The following is a 20675-nucleotide window of genomic DNA, read 5'->3' on the forward strand; positions in this document are numbered from 1 at the left end:
GACGGCAAAGCCGTCCGATCCTGCTTACATATCGGAGCGGCAACGCTCGTTCGCATCAGGTGATCATCCCATGGTAGACAATAAGCAATTGCGGCTCGGCGCCTTCATGCGTCCGGTCAGTCTTCACACCGGGGCCTGGCGCTATCCCGGCTCATATCCCGATGCCAACTTCAACTTCGCCCATCTGAAGCGCTTTGCGCAGACGCTTGAGGCGGCGAAGTTCGACGCCTTCTTCATGGCCGACCATCTGGCCGTTCTCAACATGCCGATCGAGGCGCTACGGCGCAGCCACACGGTGACCTCGTTCGAGCCGTTCACGCTGCTGTCGGCGCTCGCCGCCGTCACTGATCATATCGGCCTTGTCGCCACCGCATCGACGACCTTCGACGCGCCCTATCACATTGCCCGTCGCTTCGCCTCGCTCGACCATATCAGCGGCGGCCGCGCCGGCTGGAACATCGTCACCACATCCAATCCCGACGCCGCGCTGAACTTCGGCCTCGACGAGCATGTCGAGCACGACGAGCGCTATCACAATGCGCGGGAATTCTACGATGTGGTGACCGGCCTCTGGGACAGCTTTGCCGACGACGCCTTCATCCGCGACGCCGAGAGCGGGCTCTATTTCGATCCCGCGAAGCTGCATGTGCTCGACCATAAGGGCGAGCATCTCTCGGTGCGCGGCCCGCTCAACATTGCGCGGCCGGTGCAGGGCTGGCCGGTCATCGTCCAGGCCGGCGCATCTGAGGCCGGGCGGCAGCTGGCAGCCGAAACGGCGGAGGTGATCTTCGCCGCCCATTCCGATCTGGCGGCTGGGCAGCGCTTCTTTGCCGATGTCAAAAGCCGGGCCGAGAAGCTCGGCCGTTCGCGCGACGACATCAAGATCCTGCCCGGCGCCTTCGTCATCGTCGGCGACAGCGTCGAGGAAGCACAGGCCAAACGCGCCAAGCTCGACAGCCTGGTCTATTACGAGAGCGGCATTGCCTCGCTGTCGATCGCGCTGGGGCACGACGCATCCGGCTTCGATCCCGACGCGCCCTTGCCCGAAATCCCTGAGACCAATGCCTCCAAGAGCGGCCGTGAGCGCGTCATCGAGCTGGCGCGCCGGGAGACTTTGACCGTCCGCCAGCTGGCGCAGCGGCTCGGCGGCTATTCCGGCCTTGCTTTCGTCGGCACGCCGAAAACCATCGCCGATTCGATGGAGGAATGGCTGTTTGCCGAAGGGTCAGACGGCTTCAACGTCATGTTCCCCTATCTGCCAGCCGGGCTCGACGACTTCGCCGAGAAGGTGGTGCCCGAGCTGCAGCGGCGAAAGCTCTTCCGGCGCGAGTATGAGGGCACCACCTTGCGCGAGAATCTCGGCCTGAAGCGTCCGCCGAACCGGTTCTTCGAAGGCTCCGAAGCGGTCATCCGCAAGGCCGGCTGACGTCTGCCACAAAAAGAAACGGGCGCGCCGAAGCGCGCCCATTCTTTTCAAGCCATCACTTTCAGATGACGAAGTACCAGTTGGCGAGCAACATCACCACCAGGCCGGCGACCAGCGTCAGGTAGGGCAGCATGCCTGCCTTTTTGACCGAGAGGTCTGCGCCCGCCATGCCGAGGTCGGCCAGCATGTGGTCGGGGAACTTGCCCTTGTCTTGGACGTAGTGCCGGTAGCAGAACACCGGGATGATCAAGGCGGCTGTGATCAGGCCGGCCCAGAGCGCCATCGGGTTCCACACCTTGGCGCCGGCGCCCATGAAGATGGCGTTTACATAGGCGAAGATGGCGCCGAGGCCGAGCAGCCAGCTCGGCGCCTTCCAAGGCCGGTTGATGTGGCCGTTGTCGATGCGGTGGATCCAGCCGGCATTGAGGTTGAGGAAGTTGAAGATGATGTAGCCGCAGTTCGACACGGCGAGGATGAAGAAGAAGCTCGTCGCGTCGGCCGAGGCGATGGCCAGCACGATCAGGTTGAAGACGAGATCGGTCCACATGGCGCGCGTCGGTGCGCCATGCTCGTTGACATGGCTGAGATAGCGCGGCAACCAGCCATCGACAGAGCCCTGGTAGAGCGTGCGCGACGAGCCGGCCATTGCCGTCATGATGCACAGCACCAGCGCCAGGATCATCAGCATCACCAAGAGGCTGTGGATCAATGCGCCACCGCCGACCATGCCGGCCAGTGCATCGGCGACACCCGAGCCGTCGACGATCGGCGTCGCCAGCATGCCGTTGAGGCCCAGCACGCCCTGGAAGGTGAAGGGCACCAGGATGAACAGAAGCATGCAGAGCAGGCCGGAATAGAAAATCGCCTTGAACGTGTCGGTGCCCGGGTTCTTGAACTCCGATGTGTAGCAGACGGCGGTCTCGAAACCATAGGTCGACCATGCGGCGATGAACATGCCGCCCAGCACCAGCGTCCAGCCGGCAATGTTCCACGAGCCGGGCTCCGGCGCGTAAGCCGCCGCCAGCGGCACCAGCGGCGAAAAGTTTGCCCAGTTGATCTGGCCGGTGACGATCGGCACGACACCGACGATCAGCATCGGGATAATGACCAGCAGGCCGATATACTTCTGCACATTGGCGGTGCCGAGAATGCCGCGATGCTGGATCGAGAAGATGATCAGCATCAGCACCGCGCCGATGAAGAAAGTGGCATTGAGGGTGAAGGAGACAGGACCCAGCGTGTGGCTGAACAGCGTCCAGTTGCGGATCGCCGGCGTGGCCGCCGCGGTCACCGCGGCGATGGCGTCGGCAGGCACCGTTCCGGCATGCGCCGCGATATAGGCGACGACGTCCGGCGACGCCTCGGTGAACAGCGGCACCGGCGCCAGCGCGTTGAGAATATAGGCGGCGGCGATCGAGCAGCCCAGCGACAGCACCGGCGACCAGGCGAACCAGTTGCACCACACCGACAGCGGCGCGATGAACTTGGAATAACGCAGCCAGGCGGTGGCGCCGTAGATCGAGGCGCCGCCCGACTTGTTCGGGAACAGGCCGGCGATCTCGGCATAGGTGAAGGATTGCAGGAAGCCCATGATCATGGAAGCGATCCAGATCCCGAAGGCCAGCGTTCCCGTCGTTCCGGCAATGCCGCCGATCGAAAACAGGACAAGGGCAGGAACGCCGCTCGCCACCCAGAAGGCGCCGCGCCAGTCGATGTTGCGGAGCAGCTTGCCTTCAGCGGGCTGCTCCAGGGCAGTGGTAATCGTGCTCATCTGTCTGAATTCCCCATTTTGTGTTCCCGGCCGGTGATGCCTCGGCTTCGCGAAGCTTGTTCCCCGGTACATGACCGCACGACTCCAGTGTTTCCACTCAGTCGTATTTTTTTCTTAACAGTGAAGATTGATCCGGCGCGCTTTCACGTCAAGTGATTTGTGGCGTCGTGCACATCACGGTTGCGAAACGCTCGCTTTGTCCTTCTCCCCTTGTGGGGTGAGAAGCGGTCCGCGGTAGCGGACGGAAAGCCAATTGCTTTCGAGCTTCGAACGCCCTGAGCCTGCGAAGGGCCGGGGGTGCAACCCTCAGGATCGCGGCCTGGTCTTTTGCGGATCGTAGTGGGCGAAGGCCACGACGCGCGCCGGCAGCCGCTTGGCCTGCCCGTCGAGTTTGCCGATCTCGACCTCTGTGCCGGTGGCCGCATGGGTGACGTCAAGCCTCGCCAGAGCGATGTTCTTGTTCAGCACCGGCGAGCGCATGCCCGAGGTGACGACGCCGGTCTGGGCGCGGCCGATATGGACACAGTCGCCATGGCCGACCGCGACATTGCTGTCGATGTCGAGGCCGACGAGCTTGTGCTGCGGATGTTCCTTGCGCCTTATCAGCGCCTCGCGGCCTATGAAATCGTCGGTCTTGGTCTTCAACGGCACGGTGAAACCAATGCCCGCCTCGAACGGGTCGGTCTGGTCGGAAAATTCGTAACCGGCGAAGATCAGCCCGGCTTCGATGCGCACCATGTCGAGTGCCTGCAGGCCCATCGGCTTCAACCCATGCGGCTGGCCGGCCTCCCAGATGGCATCGAACACTTTTTCGGCGTCGCGCGGATGGCACCAGATCTCGTAGCCGAGCTCGCCGGTATAACCGGTGCGCGACACCACGACCGGAATGCCATTGCCGCCGCCGATGCGCGCGACAGCGAAGCGGAACCATTCGAGTTCGTCGATCGACGGTTGCAGCGGCGAGGTCCAGACCACCTCTCTCAAAATATCGCGGCTCTTCGGTCCCTGCACGGCGACATTGTGCATCTGGTCGGTGGACGAGCGCACCAGCACGTTGAGGCCAAGCTTCTTTGCCGTCTCGCGCAGCCATTCGCCGGACAGGTCATCGCCGCCGACCCAGCGGAAATTGTCCTTGCCGAGCCGCAGCAGCGTGCCGTCGTCGATCATGCCGCCATGCTCGTAGCACATGGCGGAATAGACGACCTGGCCGACGCCGAGCTTCTTGACGTCGCGGGTCAGCGTGTATTGCAGCAGCGCTTCGGAATCGGGACCGGTGACCTCGAACTTGCGCAGCGGCGACAGGTCCATGATCACCGCGTCCTGCCGGCAGGCCCAGTACTCGGCGATCGGCCCCTCTTTGGCGAAAGAATTGGCCAGCCAATAACCCCGGTATTCCACGAAGTTGCGGGTGTGCTTGGCGAAGGATGAATGAAAGGCTGTCTCGCGGGTCATTTTCGGTTCCGAATCGGGCGTCATGCGTCTGGCGATCGCTCGCGAGAATTTGTGTTGGCCGGAATAGGTTCGCACATGGATGTCGGTCGGGTTCCAGCCATTGGCCGGTGTCGTGTCGTCGGGACAGGCGGAGGACACGCAGACGATGTCGGTGAGCGCCCTGAGCAGGACATAGTCGCCGGCGCGCGACCACGGCTCATCCGACACCATGACGCCATGGGCGTCGATCGCCGTGTTGAAGAAGAAGTTGATCGCCATCCAGCCGGCACGTGGGGTGACACCCTTGTCGGCCAGCGCGCGGTTGAAATTCTCCGAGCAGTTGGTGTGGCCGGGATAGCCGATGTCGTCGTAATATTTGGCGGCACACGCCAGCGCGAACGCGTCATGCCGGCCGCATGTGTCCTGCACCACCTCAACCAGCGGCTCCATGTCCTGGTCGTAATATTTCGAATGCAGGCCGGGCATCGGATAGCTCGATCCCATCAGAGTGCGCGTCGTCGTCACGTCGAGCGGGTGGTCGAGACCCTTGTCCAGCTTGCGCGCAGAAAAGCACTGGAAGTCGGTGCACTGGCGACCATCGACGTCGATGATCTGCAGATAGTCGCCGGCCTTGACGAAATAGGATTCGGCGGTTGCCGAATGGACGCGCAAATCGAGCACCGGATCGGCGAGCGGATCGGCGAGCTGCGATTTCGATTTCAGGCGCACCGTGGCACGGCGGACGATGACGGTGAGCGGCGTTGCCGTGTCGTGGCCGTCGACCAGCATCGGCCCGCTAGGCGCTGCAATCAGCAAGCCGCCATCGCGCGCGACGGTGAAGGCCTGCTCGGTGCCTGCCGGCGTGGCGCCGCCGAAGACGCGCACCGCCTTGGCCTGGTCAAGCTGCACCTGGCGGCGCTCGAGTCCGCGGCGCACGGAAGCGAGGCTATCGTCGCCCTCGGCCAATAGCGCCTTGATCCCGGCGGCATTGCTATTGGACTTTTCGCCGAAGATGGCGGGGTCGGTGGCGCCTGACTTGTCCCAGGCCAAAAGCTCGCAGGCCTGGCCGCCCTCGACATTGCGGATGGCAAATGTATCGCCGGCCTCGATATCGATCAGCACCGCGCCGTTACCGGGGGCCGCATACCGCTCCATGCCCGGCGGCAGCGCGATCTGGCCGGGCCGCAGGATGAGGCTTGGCCGGGGCGGCCCGGCTGTCACTGAAGGGTAGGGCGACTGGCTCATCTCAGCCTTGCGGTTCGAGAAACAAGTTTGCCTGTGTGTAAAATTACTTTAGCTGCAAGAATAGCAGCGCAGTTGCGTTTGGCAAGGCTGGCTCCCCCTTCTCCCTCTGTGGGAGAAGGTGTCGCCGCAGGCGACGGATGAGGGGTGTTCCAGCGGTGAGACGTTGGCGTACCCTGGAACACCCCTCATCCGTCTCGACACTAACGCGCCGATCTTCCTTCTCCCACAAGGGGAGAAGGAAGAAGCGCACAAGCGCTACGCCAAATCCTCGGAATGCCCGATCTCGACACCATACTCCGCCGCCGAATCCAGCATCGTGTGCCACAGACTTTCAGCAAATGTCGCAAACATCAGCACGTTGAACACCGCCTGCCCATCCGGCCGGTCATTCCCGCGCCAGAGCGTGACGCTGGTGTGATCCATCGAGGTCGCGGCAGCCGCCCCAACCAGAAATGCATCGGGATGCAGATCGATCGACGACAGCTTGCCCAGCATCGCCCGCGCCTTGGTACCGGAGATACTGATCAGCACTCGCGCATGCGACTGGTCCGATAGCGAAGCGGAAGACGCGAACGTCTGGGCGAGTGCTTCAGTCCCATGCTTGCCGCCCTTCAACAGCACGAAGAACTGGTCCGGTCCCGACCAGATCAGCGTCGCATCCGAAGTCTGCACCGCCTTGGGTGTCTCAGGAGCCGCAACACCGAAGCTTGCCTTCGCAGCGTTGGCCAAATCTCCCGCCTTGCCGCGCCGCGCCATCACCTGGATCAGGTCGAAATTGCGGATTTCGGTCAGCAACACGCCGACATTGCCGTTCGCGCCGTAAGGCCCGACAACAAGTGCCCGCTCGAGCGGGCTACGAACATCCCAGGAAAAATCAGCCACGCTGGCGCCCTCCATCGGGATCGTAGAAGACGGGATTGCAGAGCTCGACATCATAGTCTTCACCGCGCAGCGGATCATGCGCGTGGACGATCTCGCCGATGCGTTCGCGGCCGCGCTCGACAAGGCCGAGACCGATCCACTGGTCGAGCGTCGGCGAGAAGCAGACCGAGGTGACGTAGCCTTGGTCGTTATCAGGCCCGGGCGTCTGGCCCTTCGGGATGATGTGCGCGCCGGAGCGCAGGCGGCGCGCCTTGTCGATCGGCTTGATGCCGACCACGACCTGCCGGTCCGGCGCCACCAGCGCCTCGCGGCCGGCCATGACGCGACCGATGAAATCCTTCTTGGTCGACATCATCTTGCCGAGGCCGAGATCGGCGGCGGTCGTCATGCCGCTCAGTTCCGGTCCGGCGACATGGCCCTTTTCAACGCGCATGACGCCGAGGGCTTCTGTGCCATACGGCGTCACGCCGAACGGTTTTCCCGCCAGCATCAAATTGCGTGCCATCGCTTCACCGTAACGCGCCGGCACCGAAATCTCGAACGCCATCTCGCCGGAGAAGGAGATGCGGAACAGCCGCGCCTTGATGCCGCCGCGCAAAGCGACTTCGCGCACGCCCATGAAGGGAAAACCTTCGTTCGAAAGGTCCTCGGCAGGGTCGACGATTTCCTTCAACAGGTCTCGCGTCCTTGGCCCGGCAATCGAGAACTGCGCCCACTGGTCGGAGACCGAGGTCAGTTGCACGTCGAGTTCGGGGAATAGCACCTGCCGGCAGAATTCGAGATGCTGCATCACCAGCCCGGCCTTCGCCGTGGTCGTGGTGAGGAAATAATGGTCCTCGGCCAGCCGCGAGGTCGTGCCGTCATCATAGACGAGGCCGTCCTCGCGCAGCATCAGCCCGTAGCGGGCTTTTCCCACGGCAAGGTTTGAGAAGGTGTTGATGTAGACGCGGTCGAGGAAGGCGCCGGCATCGGGGCCGTGCACATCGATCTTGCCCAGCGTCGAGACATCGCAGAAGCCGACGCCCGAGCGCACCGCCTTGACCTCGCGGGTGACCGATTCCAGCCAGTCCTTCTCGCCCGCGCGCGGGTACCATTGCGCGCGCTTCCACAGGCCGGTGTCGACAAAGATCGCGCCTTGTTCGGCCGCCCAGTGATGCGACGGCGTCAGCCGCGTCGCATGGAAAGTCTCGTCGCGATGGTGGCCGGCAAAGGCGCCGATGGCGACCGGCACGTACGGCGGGCGATAGATGGTCGTGCCGGTCTCGGGAATGGATTTGCCCGACACCGCCGCCATGATGGCGAGGCCGGCGACATTGGACGTCTTGCCCTGGTCGGTCGCCATGCCGAGCGTGGTGTAGCGCTTCAGATGCTCGACCGATTCAAAACCCTCGCGCTGCGCCAGCTCGATGTCGGACGCGGTGACGTCATGCTGCTGGTCTACAAAGGCCTTGCCTTTGCCGGCGACGTGCCAGAGCGGGGTCAGTGAGAAGGACTCGTCGCCGGCAACAGCTGCAGAGCCCGGATTGCCATTGCGTCCCGCGTCCCGCGCCGCTGCGGCGCCGGCCTCGAAACCTGCGCGCAGGCAGGCGCCTAGCCCGAAGTCGCCATTAGCCGCACCTGCGGCGACCATACCGGGCGGCGCGCCGTCCGGCACGAAGGCGGCGATGTCGTCTCGCCATTTCGGCCGGCCGCGATGGTAAGAGGTGAGCCCGACCGCCGGATTCCAGCCGCCGGAAACGGCAAGCCCGTCGGCCTCGACCTCGGCGCGCGCGCCGCCGGTCAGCGACACCGCTATTTTTCTTACGCCGTCCTTGCCGCCGTCGACGCCGCTGACCGAACCATGCAGCACGGTGAAGCCGTTCCTGGAAGCGAGAGAACGATGGGCAGGCGAGACGTCAGGCCGCGCGTCGATCACCGCCGCGATCTGCAGCCCGGCGCCGAGTGCCGTCTCGACCGTGCGCCAGCCATCCTCATTGTTGGTGAACAGCGCGATCCGCTTTGCCGGCGTCGCCGCATAACGTGTGACGTAGGTGCGGATGGCGGACGCCATCATCACGCCGGGCGTGTCATTGCCGGCAAAGACGATGGGACGCTCAATCGCGCCGGCGGCGACGACGCAGCGCTTGGCCACGATGCGCCACAGGCGCTGGCGCACCTGATGCTCGGGCGGCACCGGCAGATGATCGTTGACCCGCTCGATCGCGCCATAGGTACCGCCGTCATAGACGCCGAACAGGGTCGTGCGGGTCATGATGCGGACATCCGGCATCGAGCTGAGCTCGGCCAGTGTGCGCGACAGCCACTCCGCGGCCGGCAGACCGTCGATCGTGCCGCCATCCGACAACAGACGGCCGCCGGGCGCAAAATCTTCTTCGCACAGGATGACGCGCGCACCGCTGCGGCCTGCAGCGAGTGCGGCGGCGAGACCGGCCGGACCGGAGCCGGCGATCACCACATCGCAATGCGCCCAGGCCTTGTCGTAGTGATCCGGATCGGGGGTGACCGCCGCGCGACCCAGACCCGCGGCGCGTCGGATCGCCGGCTCGTAGACCATTTCCCAGAATTTTGCCGGCCACATGAAGGTTTTGTAGTAGAAGCCGGCGACGAAGATCGGTGCGAACAGCTGGTTCACCGACATCACATCGTGGCGCAGCGACGGCCAGCGGTTCTGGCTGGCCGCTTCGAGGCCTTCATAGAGTTCGGCCGTCGTGGCCTTGGTGTTGGCCTCGCGCCGTGCGCCGGTGCGCAGTTCGACCAGCGCGTTGGGTTCTTCCGAGCCCGCAGTCAGAATGCCGCGCGGACGATGGTATTTGAACGAGCGGCCGACCAGCTTGACGCCATTGGCGACCAGCGCCGACGCCAGCGTGTCGCCCTGGAAGCCGGAAAATGTCGTGCCGTCGAAGCGGAAGGTGAGGGGGGTGGAACGGTCGATGAGACCGCCGGATGAGAGACGATGAGAGGTCACGATGTCCAGCCTCTGATCCATATGGTGTCATGGCGAAGGATGGCGCCGCCCCTTACCCTCCCCCTTGTGGGGAGGGTCGCTGCGCAGCAGCGGGGTGGGGGTGCGGCACCGACCCCCACCCGGACCTGCGGTCCGACCTCCCCACAAGGGGGAGGTAGGGGGCTGGCGCTTTTCGCGACGGCTACGATTTCGACAGGATAGCTCATTTCGCCACCTGCCTCGCCCCGGCGCCCGCCGCCGGCTCCACCGCCGAGATCTCGTGCGTCAGCGTGTTGCGGGTGACCTTCAGCCAGGCCCGGCAGCCACCGCCGTGATACCAGTTCTCTGCCATCACGCCGGCGATGTTGTCGCGCAGATAGACATAGTCGTAGACGGCATCTTCGCCGGCATCCGCCGCCGGCCGTACAGGCTTGGCGTCGCCGAGATAGCTGAACTCGCCGAGTTCGCGTTCGCCGCAGAAGGGACAGACAATACGCATCTCGCCAGCCTCAGTGCAGGTTCGGTTGGGCGCCCTGGCCCTTTTCGTCGATCATGGCGCCAGTCCGGAAGCGGTCGAGGCGGAAACGAGCCGCCTCCTTGTGCGTTTCGTCACGCGCCAGCAGATGGGCAAAGACCAAGCCCGACCCCGGCGTCGCCTTGAAGCCGCCATAGCACCAGCCGGCATTGAGATAGAGTCCGTCGACCGGCGTCTTGTCGATGATCGGCGAGCCGTCCATCGACATGTCCATGATGCCGCCCCATTGGCGCAACAGCCGCACGCGACCGATCATCGGGATCAGCGCCATGCCGCCCTCGCAGACATCCTCCATGACAGGCAGATTGCCGCGCTGGGCATAGGAATTGTAGCCGTCGATGTCGCCGCCGAAGACCAGCCCGCCCTTGTCCGACTGGCTGACATAGAAATGGCCGGCGCCGAAGGTCATGACGCCGGGAATGAGCGGCTTGATCGCCTCCGAGACGAAGGCTTGCAGCACATGGCTTTCGATCGGGAGGCGCAGGCCAGCCATTGCGGCGACGCGCGAGGAGGAACCCGCAACCGCCATGCCGACCTTGCCGGCGCCGATCTTGCCGCGCGAGGTCTCGACACCGGCCACCTTGCCGTTGCCATCCCGGACAAAGCCGGTGACCTCGCAGTTCTGGATAATGTCGACGCCGAGTTCGCTCGCCGCATGGGCATAGCCCCAGACCACCGCGTCGTGGCGCGCCGTACCGCCGCGGCGCTGCAGGAGGCCGCCCTGCACGGGAAAGCGCGCATGGTCGAAATTCAGGAACGGCAGCATCTTCTTCAGCGCCGCCTGGTCGAGCAGTTCGGCATCTATGCCATTGATGCGCATGGTGTTGCCGCGCCGCGCATAAGCGTCGCGCTGCGCATCGGAATGATAGAGGTTGAGGACGCCGCGCTGGCTGACCATGGCGTTATAGTTGAGGTCCTGCTCCATCCGCTCCCAAAGCTTCATCGAAAGCTCGTAGAAGCCGGTATTGCCGGGCAGGCCGTAATTGGAACGGATGATGGTGGTGTTGCGGCCGGCATTGCCGGAGCCGATCCAGCCCTTTTCCAGCACGGCGACGTTTCTGATGCCGAACTCGCAGGCGAGGAACCAGGCGGTGGCGAGCCCATGGCCGCCGCCGCCGATGATCACCACATCGTAGTGGTCCTTGGGCGGCGCATCGCGCCAGGTGCGCTGCCAGTTCTTGTGGCCGGAAAGGGCAGCACGGGCGAGCGAGAAGATCGAATATTTCATCAGGTCATTCCGAGGTCGCTCGCACAGCTGGGACGATTATATGTCCAGCGTGTGGTCGCGCTCCCATTGCGTGAAGTGCGAAGCATAGGAATTCCATTCCTGGTGCTTCAGCTTTAGATAAGCCGACGAGAATTCCTCACCCAGCGCCGCCTTGAGCGATTTGTCCTTGTCGTATTCGCGAAGCGCGTCGAGCAGATTGAGCGGCAGCTTCGGCGCGCCTTTCACCGTGTGGCCGTTCTGGTACATGTCGATGTCGTAGCGCTTGCCGGGATCGGCCTTGGAGCGGATGCCGTCGAGACCGGCGGCAATGATGACGGCCTGCAGCAGATAAGGGTTTGCGGCGCCGTCCGGCAACCGCAGCTCGAAGCGGCCGGGGCCGGGCACGCGCACCATGTGGGTGCGGTTGTTTCCGGTCCAGGTCACCGTGTTCGGAGCCCAGGTGGCGCCCGAAATGGTGCGCGGCGCGTTGATGCGTTTGTAGGAGTTCACCGTCGGGTTGGTGATGGCGGCCAGCGCCGAGGCATGTTTCATGATGCCGCCAAGGAAATTCTTGCCCTTAGCCGACAGGCCGAGCTCCATCGCATTGTCGGCAAAGACGTTGACCTTGCCGGCCTTGTCCCACACCGAAATATGGGCGTGGCAGCCATTGCCGGTCAGGCCCTGGAAGGGCTTAGGCATGAAGGTCGCGCGCAGGCCGTGCTTTTCCGCCACCGACTTGACCATGAACTTGAAGAACGAGTGCTTGTCGGCGGTCGCCAGCACATCGTCGAAGGCCCAGTTCATCTCGAACTGGCCGTTGGCGTCCTCATGGTCGTTCTGGTAGGGGCTCCAGCCCAGCGCCAGCATGTGGTCGCAGATCTCGGCGATGACATCGTAGCGGCGCATCACTGCTTGCTGGTCGTAGCAGGGTTTTGAAGCCGTGTCGTATTTGTCGGAGATGACGCTGCCGTCCGGCGAGATCAGGAAGAACTCAGCCTCGACGCCGGTCTTGACATGCATACCGTCAGTGGCGGCTTCCGCAATCAGCCGGCGCAGCGTGTTGCGTGGCGCCTGCTCGACTTCCTTGTCGTCCATGATGCAGTTGGCGGCGACCCACGCGACATCGCGCTTCCACGGCAGCTGGATCACCGAATCCGGATCCGGCACCGCCAGCATATCAGGATGCGCCGGCGTCAGGTCGAGCCAAGTGGCGAAACCGGCGAAGCCGGCGCCGTCCTTCTGCATGTCGGCGATCGCCTGCGCCGGCACCAGCTTGGCGCGCTGGCCGCCGAACAGGTCGGTGTAGGAAATCATGAAATATTTGACGCCGTTCTCTTTGGCGAATGCGGCGAGATCGTTCCCCATTATAGCTCCTCGCTTATTTTGATGTGATTTTGTTAGAAGCCGTTTTTCCCCGGTATCCAGTTGGTGCCGGCCAGCGGCACGCCTGCCATGGCGGCGGCTTCGATGGTGAGGGCTACGAGATCCTCGGGCTCGAGATTGTGCAGGCTGTTCTTGCCGCAGGCACGCGCAATGGTCTGCGCCTCCAGCGTCATCACCTTGAGGTAGTTCGCCAGCCGCCGTCCGGCGGCGATCGGATCGACCCGCTTCATCAGTTCCGGGTCCTGCGTGGTGATGCCCGCGGGGTCGCGACCCTCGTGCCAGTCGTCATAGGCGCCGGCGGTGGTGCCGAGCGCATTGTACTCCGCCTCCCAGCGCGGATCGTTGTCGCCGAGTGCGACCAACGCTGCCGTGCCGATCGACACCGCGTCAACGCCGAGCGCCAGCGCCTTGGCGACGTCGGCGCCGTTGCGGATGCCTCCGGAGACGATCAGCTGCACCTTGCGGTGCATGCCGAGATCCTGCAGCGCCTGCACTGCCGGCCTGATGCAGGCAAGCGTCGGCTGGCCGACATTTTCGATGAATACTTCCTGGGTGGCCGCCGTGCCGCCCTGCATGCCGTCGACCACGACGACATCGGCGCCGGCCTTCACCGCAAGTGCTGTGTCATAATAGGGGCGGGCGCCGCCGACCTTGACGTAGATCGGCTTTTCCCAGTCGGTGATCTCGCGCAGTTCGAGGATCTTGATCTCGAGATCGTCCGGCCCGGTCCAGTCGGGATGGCGCGAGGCCGAGCGCTGGTCGATGCCCTTCGGCAGCGTACGCATCTCAGCGACGCGGTCGGAAATCTTTTGTCCCAGCAGCATGCCGCCACCGCCGGGCTTGGCGCCTTGGCCGACGACCACTTCGATGGCGTCGGCGCGGCGCAAATCCCTGGGGTTCATGCCGTAGCGCGACGGCAGGTACTGGTAGACCAGTTGCTTGGAATGGCCGCGCTCTTCCTCGGTCATGCCGCCGTCGCCGGTGGTGGTCGACGTGCCTGAGAGTGTGGCGCCACGGCCGAGCGCTTCCTTGGCCGGGCCGGACAGCGAACCGAAGCTCATGCCGGCAACGGTGATCGGGATCTTCAGCTCGATCGGCTTCCTGGCGTAACGCGAGCCGAGCACGACGCTGGTGTCGCAACGTTCGCGATAGCCTTCCAGCGGGTAGCGCGAAATCGACGCGCCGAGGAACAGCAGGTCATCGAAATGCGGCAGCTTGCGCTTGGCCCCGGCGCCCCTGATGTCATAGATGCCGGTCGCCGCGGCGCGGCGGATTTCGGAAAGCGTGTAGTCGTCGAAGGTCGCGGATTTGCGCGGCGTCGTCGGCGGGTTCTTGTAGGTCATGCTGCCTCAATACGCGTCGGCGTTGTCGATATTGAAATTGTAGAGCGTGCGCGCCGAGCCGTAGCGCTTGAATTCCGACGGCTTGACGCCGGTGACGCCGGCGCGGTCGAGCAGTCCCTGCAGCAGTTCGATATGCTCGGGCCGCATCTCCTTGGCGATGCAGTCGGCGCCCAGGCTTTCGACCTTGCCGCGCACGAACAGCCGCGCTTCGTAGATGGAATCGCCAAGTGCGTCGCCGGCATCGCCCAGCACCACCAGATTGCCGGACTGCGCCATGAAGGCCGACATGTGGCCGATATTGCCGTGCACGACGATGTCGATGCCCTTCATCGAGATGCCGCAGCGCGACGAGGCGTTGCCCTCGATGACGAGCAGCCCGCCCTTGCCGGTGGCGCCGGCATACTGGCTGGCGTCGCCCTTGATGACGACCGAGCCCGACATCATGTTTTCGCCGACGCCAGGTCCGGCCGAGCCGTGCACGGTGATGGCAGCGCCGTCATTCATCCCGGCGCAGTAGTAGCCGACGCTGCCGCGCACATCGATGCTGACAGGCTGGTCGACGCCGACGGCAACCGAATGGCTGCCCTTCGGGTGCAGCACTTCCCACGCCGTCTCGTTGGAACCAGGCGTCAGATTGTGAAGCGCCTGGTTGAGCTCACGCAGCGACGACACATCGAGATCGAAGACCCGGGACGCCTGGTCTTGCGCCGCCTTCGAAAGTTTGGTTGCCGGCATGGGCTCAATGCTCCCAGAAATAGACGGTTGCGGGTTCCGGTTCCCAGACCCTCGCATTGTCTATGCCGGGCAGTTTGGTCAGCGCGCGATATTCCGAGCCGAAGGCGACATACTGGTCGGTCTCGGCCATGACGGCGGGCTTGCAGGCGATCGGATCGCGCACCACGCCGAAACCGTTCTTGGTGCCGACGACGAAGGTGAAGAAGCCGTCGAGGTCGGACAGCGTGCCTTCCAGCGCCTCACCGAGGTTCTTGCCATGCGCCATCTGCGACGAGAGATAGGCGGCGGCGACCTCGGTGTCGTTCTCGGTCTCGAATTTCATGCCCTCCCGCACCAGCTCACGCCGCACATTATTGTGGTTGGACAGCGAGCCATTGTGCACCAGGCACTGGTCGGCGCCGGTCGAGAACGGATGCGCGCCCATAGTGGTGACGGCCGATTCCGTCGCCATGCGGGTATGGCCGATGCCATGCGTGCCGGTCATCGAGCGGACGTCGAAACGGTCGACGACCGCTTTCGGCAGACCGACTTCCTTGTAGATTTCCACCGCTTCGCCGGCGCCCATGATGCGCACGTCGGGGCGGATTGACTGCAGCGCTTCGCGCGCGGCATCGACCTTGTCGGGCGCGGTTCTCAACACTGCATGGGTGGACTTCACCGCTATGCTCACCGGCGCGCCGATGGCCTTCGCGAGTTCGGCGTCGAGGCCGCGGAAATCGCGCTCGGGCTTCGCGGACTGGATGGTGATCTTGGCTTCATTCCTGGAAGGCGCGCCATAGATGGCAATGCCGGCGCTGTCGGGGCCGCGATCGCTGAGCGATATCAGCATCTGCGACAGCATCGAGCCGAGCTGCGGCTCAAGCGACTTGTCTTTCAGAAAAAGTCCGACGATTCCACACATGTCAGCCTCCCGGCGTTACCACTAGACGATGATGTATCGAATGCGTCGTGCGAATTCAATCATATGAAAAAAATATTCCTGTAGTTACGTATCCGGCTCGATGCGGCCTTGTGCACTATCGCCGCCGTCGCGGGCGCTGTGAATCCATGTGGCGGTGCGGATACGGGCTATTCTGTAGGCGTCGAGGATCGACAGCGCATAGATCAGGAAGCCGCCGGCGTGGCGGCCGACGAAGCTGGCATCGGCCGGCGCGATCTTGGCCGTCACCCAGGCGAGGATCACCATGAAGAACAGGAACTGCAGGCCGCGCACGGGCACGCCCAGAATGACGTGGCCGCTGGCCGGCAAGACGATTGCGGCGCCGAGCACGAGATAGGGGTTTGCCGGTGGGGGTAGGGGGGCGTTCATGCCACCTGCCTTTCCTGTCTGTTGATGGCGTCGCGCAGCCCCGAGGCTGAGGTGAGCAACCTCTCGACCAGCGCCGGATCCAGCCTTGTGCCGCCGAATGCAGCCTGCCGGAACACGCCGTAGCGCGCCCGTTCGGCCTCGGCCAGCAGCCAGACGATGCGCACGCCGTTCGGGGTGATCAAGAGTTCCTTGGCGCGGCCTTCGGCAAAGATGTCGAGATGGCTGGCGATCAGGTTCTGCGGAAAGCGCGCCGCCCTGAGGTCGGTTCGCAGCACGGCTTCAGCCGGAAATCCCGGAGCCTTCGGCAGCGTATGCTGAAGATGATCGAAATTGGAGAAGGTCGTCGGCGAGCCCGGCCGCATCATCATGTCGAAGGTCGCCGGCACCGCAACCGGCTCTGTGATCGTGACACTCAACCATCGCGCCGGCAGCTTTCGCGTCGCCAGCGTGTCGACGATGGTGCGCAGCTGCACGCGCTGTCCGTTCCACGAACCCGCCCAGGTGACAACGCCGGCTGTGCCATCGGAGACATCAACGGCATGTGTGATGACGGTCCGGATACTGGCTGCCTCGGCTGCAAGATCAGCCTTGGCCTTTTTGCGGCTGGCGCGCGCATGCCAGGCGAGGTGCAGGACGAGAGCCACGGCGACCGCCCCGGCCAGCAATGCTGTCGTCACGTCAGACACCTCGTCACGCCATGCCCGCCCAAACCGGCAGGCCCTCTCCTGTCAATAGCCCTGCGGCTTCGGCCACGGCATGGTGAACTGGTCGCCGCGACGCACATAGCGGTAACGGTAGAAGTGGAACCACAGCGAGATCAGGAAGTAGAAGGCGACCATGGCGATCAGCTGCGTGCCGTAGCCGAGGAAGATCGCAAAGAAGGTCACCACGCAGAGGCAAAACAACACGATGGCCGGGATCGGGTGGAACGGGTGCGTATAGCCGCGGCGGATCGTGCCCAGCGGCCACTTTTTGCGGAACATCATGATGTTGATGCTCATGAAGGTGTATTGCAGCACGCCCGACAGGATCGAGAAGGTGATCGCCTGGTTGAGGTCGGCAATGAAGGCGAAGGCGAGCGCGATCGGCAGCAGGAACAGGATCGAGCGATAGGGCGTGCGGTATTTCGGGTGCACGGCCGAGAACCATGTCGGCAGATAGCGGTCGCGTCCAAGCGAGAACCACGCGCGGGCCGCATCGTTGATACAGCCATTGGCCGACGCCAGTGCCGCGAGCAGCGTGGCGACGAACAACAGGTTTTCCAGCAGCGGGCTGCCGGTCAGCTTGCCGGCGTCCCACAAGGGATAATAGGTGATACCGAGGTACTCCCAGGGCATCAGCGAGGCGCAGACATACCAGGTCATGGCGGCGGCGATCAAAAGCGTGATCATGCCGGCCATGGTGCCGTAAGGCAGCGAACGCGCCGGCGAGCGCACTTCCTCGGCGGCCTGCGTGGTGCCTTCGATGCCGAGATAGTACCAGATGCCGAACTGGAAGGCCGCGATGACGCCGATCCAGCCATAGGGCAGCGCATTGCCGGGGGTGACCAGCTCGTTGAGCTTCAGCACAGCACCCTGCGTCCAGGGGCTGACCGAGAAGAACAGGATAACGATCGAGACATAGGCTATCGCCGTGATGACGAAGTTGACGTTGAGCGTCATCAGCACGCCGCGATAGTTCAGCCATGCCAGCACGACGATGGTGGCGGCAATGAAGGAGTTGTGGGTGAGCCCTTCGACGCCGGCCTTGGCGACGATGGTGTCGCCGAGCAGGATGGCGTCCGAAACCTCCAGCATGGTGTAGGCAAAGACCAGGAACAGCGCGACGTTGAAGGCCATCAGGGGCCCGACAATGTGCTTAGCCTGCGCGTATTGGCCGCCGGCGGCGGCAACCGTCGATGTCACCTCGGAGTCGATCATGGCGACCGAAGTGTACAAGAGCCCGACCACCCAGCAGACGATCAGCGCCGCCAGTGCGCCGCCCTTGTCCGCCGAGAAATTCCAGCCGGTGAATTCGCCGACCAGCACGATGCCGACGCCAAGCGCCCAGACATGGGCGGGGCCGAGCACGCGTAGCAGTGAAACTCTGTCGCCGTGTATTGCCGGTTCAAGCGTGATCGTCATTGTTCAATCCCCACTCAGATCCGGTGTTTTTCGGAAGCGGCTTCAAGCTCGCCTTCGCGCGAGGAAGTCAGCACCTCCTCGGAATAGGTCGTGTCGATCTTGAACCAGTCGTAGAGCATCCACAGCGCAAGCACGACCGAGATGCCCCACGATGCGTAAGAGAGTGCGACCCACATGAGCGTGCTTCCCCAAAATCTCTGGCGTTACTTGTCGTCGAACTTTTCGTTGATGACGTCGCGATATTCGCGGTCGGAGGCGCGGAACAGGAAGACGAAATAGCCGATCAGCACCGCCGCCATGATGATCAGCGTCGGCCAGTCGATGATGTAGTGGAAGCGGTTCTGGATGATGTCGTGCGCGGTCTCCGGCGTATAGCCGAGCTTTTCCCAGATCGAGGCCATGGTCGGGTTCTGTCCCAACGCTTCCCAGGTCTTGGCATCGAGCGCGTCGATGGATTTCGCCGCACCCGCCAGGCCGAGTTTCAATGGCAGCCACAGCGCCACGAAAATGGCGACCACGACGACCACGATATCGAAAATCTGCCCGGCCTTGCCTTGTTCCGGCGGCGTGTAGCGCGACATGTCTTCTACCCCTCAGGACGTTCTATTTTCAGGACTTGCGGCTGCGGGCCGCGTCGGCGTTCTTGATGTCGAGACCGTAGATGAAGTCCTTGTCTTCCTTGTAGTGATTGACCATCGCCAGGATCGCGGCCGTGTTGAAGATCAGCACGGCGGCCGCCGCGATCGCGACGACGATCTTGATCCCGGTGTCCGGGATGTAGGGCCATGTCATGACGAGCACGAAGAGGATCGTCGCCCAAAGGCAGATGATCAGGAGCGCGGATCCGCGCAGGTCGGAACGGTACAGCGCTTCGATGCGCTGCTGCAGGTCTGACATCGGTTTTCCCCTTTTTCCAGCGCCCGACCCCGAATTGGCCGCCCGCTGCCCTCTTTCAACAGAGTGAAATTTTTTTCATAAATTCGGGCCGAATCCAGCAATTGTCAAGCCGATTTTACGTTGGGTTAACCGTTTGTCCCCAGCCGCGAATTTTGCCTGACAATGAAATTATTTGCTTGCGGGTATTGCGGCATCAGGACGTTTGCGATCAATATTCGACCAAATGCTCTCCGCGCAGGGAGCCGGGAACACAATAGAATTTTCGAACGGAGGATTTGCGGATGACGGCATCCTGGAGATTTTCGACCCTGGCGGATCGCCATCGCGCGTTAGGCTCGAAGCTCGAAGACTGGAGCGGCATGGGCACCGCCTGGACCTACGACAAGGACGCCGACGAGGAATACACCGCCATCCGCACCAGGGCCGGGCTGATGGATGTGTCGGGCCTGAAGAAGGTTCACATCACCGGGCCGCACGCCTCACACCTCATAGACCTGGCAACGACGCGCGACGTGGAGAAGATCTATCCCGGCAAGTCGGCCTATGCCTGCATGTTGAACGAGGCCGGCAAATTCACCGACGACTGCATCCTCTACCGCACCGGGCCGAACGCCTGGATGGTGGTGCACGGCTCCGGCACCGGCCATGAGGAATTGCAGCGCGCTTCCGTCGGCCGCGACGTATCGCTGCGCTTCGACGACAATCTGCACGATCTGTCGCTGCAGGGCCCGACCGCGGTCGACTATCTCTCAAAGCATGTGCCGGGCATTCGCGACCTCAACTATTTCCATCATATGCAGACGCAGCTGTTCGGCCTTCCCGTCATGATCTCGCGCACCGGCTATACCGGCGAGCGCGGCTACGAGATATTCTGCCGCGGTCAGGACGCCGGCACGATCTGGGACAGGATCCTCGACGAGGGCAAGAGCGCCGGCATCATTCCGTGCCGCTTCACCACGCTCGATATGCTGCGCGTCGAAAGTTATTTGCTGTTTTATCCCTATGACAACTCGCAGAAATATCCGTTCGAGAACGAAGGCCCCGGCGACACGCTGTGGGAGCTCGGCCTCGACTTCACTGTCAGCCCCGGTAAGACCGGCTTTCGTGGCGCCGAAGAGCATTACCGCCTCAAGGGCAAGGAGCGCTTCAAGATCTACGGCGTGCTGCTCGACGGCAAGCAACCCGCGGATGAGGGCGCGCCGGTCTATCGCGACGGCAAAAAGGTGGGCGTGGTCACCTGCGCCATGTATTCGCCGCTGGTCGAGAAATCGATGGGCATCGCCCGCCTCGACGTCGACTGCGCGGTCAAGGACACCAAGCTCGAGATCCGCAACAAGAGCGGTTCGATCAGGGCGACGGCGCAGCCTCTGCCCTTCGACGATCCCAAAAAGACCAAGCGCACGGCGAAAGGCTGAGGCACAATCGACAGCGAGGGGTTTCGAGG

18 protein-coding genes are annotated in these 20675 nt (G+C 63.5%); 2 read left to right on the forward strand and 16 right to left on the reverse strand.

Features of this window, described 5'->3' with window-relative positions; translation table 11 throughout:
• Nucleotides 1-70: 70 nt before the first annotated feature.
• Nucleotides 71-1426, forward strand: coding sequence for an LLM class flavin-dependent oxidoreductase (locus NKJ58_RS21490; protein WP_352500471.1), 1356 nt, complete (start codon nucleotides 71-73; stop codon nucleotides 1424-1426).
• A gap of 61 nt (nucleotides 1427-1487) precedes the next feature.
• On the opposite strand, the gene NKJ58_RS21495 is transcribed toward NKJ58_RS21490, so the two are convergent.
• From NKJ58_RS21495 to NKJ58_RS21570, 16 genes are all read right to left on the reverse strand, one after another.
• Nucleotides 1488-3197 carry a trimethylamine N-oxide permease gene (locus tag NKJ58_RS21495; RefSeq protein ID WP_023668560.1) on the reverse strand — a complete coding sequence of 570 codons (1710 nt, stop codon included), beginning with the start codon at nucleotides 3195-3197 and terminating at the stop codon, nucleotides 1488-1490.
• Between the two features lie 306 nt (nucleotides 3198-3503).
• The gene (locus NKJ58_RS21500; RefSeq protein WP_352853768.1) at nucleotides 3504-5873 is read right to left on the reverse strand and encodes a trimethylamine N-oxide demethylase; all 2370 of its coding nucleotides are present in this window, start codon (nucleotides 5871-5873) and stop codon (nucleotides 3504-3506) included.
• A gap of 255 nt (nucleotides 5874-6128) precedes the next feature.
• Complete coding sequence (locus tag NKJ58_RS21505) at nucleotides 6129-6755, reverse strand: sarcosine oxidase subunit gamma (RefSeq protein ID WP_023687059.1); 627 nt, start codon at nucleotides 6753-6755, stop codon at nucleotides 6129-6131.
• Nucleotides 6748-9741 (reverse strand): sarcosine oxidase subunit alpha, encoded by a 2994-nt coding sequence (locus NKJ58_RS21510; RefSeq protein ID WP_352853770.1) that lies wholly within the window; start codon nucleotides 9739-9741, stop codon nucleotides 6748-6750. Before NKJ58_RS21510 ends, NKJ58_RS21505 begins: the two co-directional genes overlap by 8 nt.
• Before the next feature lie 181 nt (nucleotides 9742-9922).
• On the reverse strand, nucleotides 9923-10198 hold the full coding sequence (locus tag NKJ58_RS21515; protein WP_023732171.1) for a sarcosine oxidase subunit delta: 276 nt from the start codon (nucleotides 10196-10198) through the stop codon (nucleotides 9923-9925).
• Between the two features lie 10 nt (nucleotides 10199-10208).
• The gene (locus NKJ58_RS21520; RefSeq protein ID WP_023732170.1) at nucleotides 10209-11462 is read right to left on the reverse strand and encodes a sarcosine oxidase subunit beta family protein; all 1254 of its coding nucleotides are present in this window, start codon (nucleotides 11460-11462) and stop codon (nucleotides 10209-10211) included.
• Nucleotides 11463-11498: 36 nt separating this feature from the next.
• Nucleotides 11499-12806 carry a type III glutamate--ammonia ligase gene (gene glnT / locus NKJ58_RS21525; protein ID WP_023696631.1) on the reverse strand — a complete coding sequence of 436 codons (1308 nt, stop codon included), beginning with the start codon at nucleotides 12804-12806 and terminating at the stop codon, nucleotides 11499-11501.
• 32 nt (nucleotides 12807-12838) lie between these two features.
• Nucleotides 12839-14167: an FMN-binding glutamate synthase family protein gene (locus tag NKJ58_RS21530; protein ID WP_352498396.1), complete on the reverse strand. Its 1329-nt coding sequence runs from the start codon at nucleotides 14165-14167 to the stop codon at nucleotides 12839-12841.
• Nucleotides 14168-14173: 6 nt separating this feature from the next.
• Nucleotides 14174-14902, reverse strand: a complete 729-nt coding sequence (locus tag NKJ58_RS21535; protein ID WP_352498397.1) for a GltB/FmdC/FwdC-like GXGXG domain-containing protein — start codon at nucleotides 14900-14902, stop codon at nucleotides 14174-14176.
• Nucleotides 14903-14906: 4 nt separating this feature from the next.
• Nucleotides 14907-15803, reverse strand: a complete 897-nt coding sequence (locus NKJ58_RS21540; RefSeq protein ID WP_352812395.1) for a class II glutamine amidotransferase — start codon at nucleotides 15801-15803, stop codon at nucleotides 14907-14909.
• Nucleotides 15804-15887: 84 nt separating this feature from the next.
• On the reverse strand, nucleotides 15888-16211 hold the full coding sequence (locus NKJ58_RS21545) for a hypothetical protein (protein WP_352853773.1): 324 nt from the start codon (nucleotides 16209-16211) through the stop codon (nucleotides 15888-15890).
• Entirely contained in the window at nucleotides 16208-16897 is a 690-nt protein-coding gene (locus tag NKJ58_RS21550; RefSeq protein WP_023709931.1) for a hypothetical protein, read from the reverse strand. Before NKJ58_RS21550 ends, NKJ58_RS21545 begins: the two co-directional genes overlap by 4 nt.
• 42 nt (nucleotides 16898-16939) lie before the next feature.
• Nucleotides 16940-18334 (reverse strand): APC family permease, encoded by a 1395-nt coding sequence (locus tag NKJ58_RS21555; RefSeq protein WP_023668547.1) that lies wholly within the window; start codon nucleotides 18332-18334, stop codon nucleotides 16940-16942.
• 14 nt (nucleotides 18335-18348) lie between these two features.
• Nucleotides 18349-18510: a hypothetical protein gene (locus NKJ58_RS21560; RefSeq protein ID WP_023668546.1), complete on the reverse strand. Its 162-nt coding sequence runs from the start codon at nucleotides 18508-18510 to the stop codon at nucleotides 18349-18351.
• 27 nt (nucleotides 18511-18537) lie between these two features.
• Nucleotides 18538-18915: a hypothetical protein gene (locus tag NKJ58_RS21565; RefSeq protein ID WP_023668545.1), complete on the reverse strand. Its 378-nt coding sequence runs from the start codon at nucleotides 18913-18915 to the stop codon at nucleotides 18538-18540.
• A gap of 28 nt (nucleotides 18916-18943) precedes the next feature.
• On the reverse strand, nucleotides 18944-19231 hold the full coding sequence (locus NKJ58_RS21570; protein WP_023684429.1) for a hypothetical protein: 288 nt from the start codon (nucleotides 19229-19231) through the stop codon (nucleotides 18944-18946).
• 281 nt (nucleotides 19232-19512) lie between these two features.
• Between NKJ58_RS21570 and NKJ58_RS21575 the strand changes: the two genes are divergently transcribed.
• Nucleotides 19513-20646 (forward strand): aminomethyl transferase family protein, encoded by a 1134-nt coding sequence (locus tag NKJ58_RS21575; protein WP_023716140.1) that lies wholly within the window; start codon nucleotides 19513-19515, stop codon nucleotides 20644-20646.
• Nucleotides 20647-20675 lie beyond the last annotated feature (29 nt).

The organism is Mesorhizobium sp. M0139, assembly GCF_040322455.1.
Taxonomy (GTDB): Bacteria; Pseudomonadota; Alphaproteobacteria; order Rhizobiales; family Rhizobiaceae; genus Mesorhizobium.

Bases quoted from the DNA above. Each gene is read 5' to 3' on its own strand.
- NKJ58_RS21490 (WP_352500471.1), top strand. From the start codon at position 71: ATGGTAGACAATAAGCAATTGCGGCTCGGCGCCTTCATGCGTCCGGTC.
- NKJ58_RS21495 (WP_023668560.1), bottom strand. From the start codon at position 3,197: ATGAGCACGATTACCACTGCCCTGGAGCAGCCCGCTGAAGGCAAGCTG.
- NKJ58_RS21500 (WP_352853768.1), bottom strand. From the start codon at position 5,873: ATGAGCCAGTCGCCCTACCCTTCAGTGACAGCCGGGCCGCCCCGGCCA.
- NKJ58_RS21510 (WP_352853770.1), bottom strand. From the start codon at position 9,741: ATGGATCAGAGGCTGGACATCGTGACCTCTCATCGTCTCTCATCCGGC.
- NKJ58_RS21515 (WP_023732171.1), bottom strand. From the start codon at position 10,198: ATGCGTATTGTCTGTCCCTTCTGCGGCGAACGCGAACTCGGCGAGTTC.
- NKJ58_RS21520 (WP_023732170.1), bottom strand. From the start codon at position 11,462: ATGAAATATTCGATCTTCTCGCTCGCCCGTGCTGCCCTTTCCGGCCAC.
- glnT (WP_023696631.1), bottom strand. From the start codon at position 12,806: ATGGGGAACGATCTCGCCGCATTCGCCAAAGAGAACGGCGTCAAATAT.
- NKJ58_RS21530 (WP_352498396.1), bottom strand. From the start codon at position 14,167: ATGACCTACAAGAACCCGCCGACGACGCCGCGCAAATCCGCGACCTTC.
- NKJ58_RS21535 (WP_352498397.1), bottom strand. From the start codon at position 14,902: ATGCCGGCAACCAAACTTTCGAAGGCGGCGCAAGACCAGGCGTCCCGG.
- NKJ58_RS21540 (WP_352812395.1), bottom strand. From the start codon at position 15,803: ATGTGTGGAATCGTCGGACTTTTTCTGAAAGACAAGTCGCTTGAGCCG.
- NKJ58_RS21545 (WP_352853773.1), bottom strand. From the start codon at position 16,211: ATGAACGCCCCCCTACCCCCACCGGCAAACCCCTATCTCGTGCTCGGC.
- NKJ58_RS21555 (WP_023668547.1), bottom strand. From the start codon at position 18,334: ATGACGATCACGCTTGAACCGGCAATACACGGCGACAGAGTTTCACTG.
- NKJ58_RS21560 (WP_023668546.1), bottom strand. From the start codon at position 18,510: ATGTGGGTCGCACTCTCTTACGCATCGTGGGGCATCTCGGTCGTGCTT.
- NKJ58_RS21565 (WP_023668545.1), bottom strand. From the start codon at position 18,915: ATGTCGCGCTACACGCCGCCGGAACAAGGCAAGGCCGGGCAGATTTTC.
- NKJ58_RS21570 (WP_023684429.1), bottom strand. From the start codon at position 19,231: ATGTCAGACCTGCAGCAGCGCATCGAAGCGCTGTACCGTTCCGACCTG.
- NKJ58_RS21575 (WP_023716140.1), top strand. From the start codon at position 19,513: ATGACGGCATCCTGGAGATTTTCGACCCTGGCGGATCGCCATCGCGCG.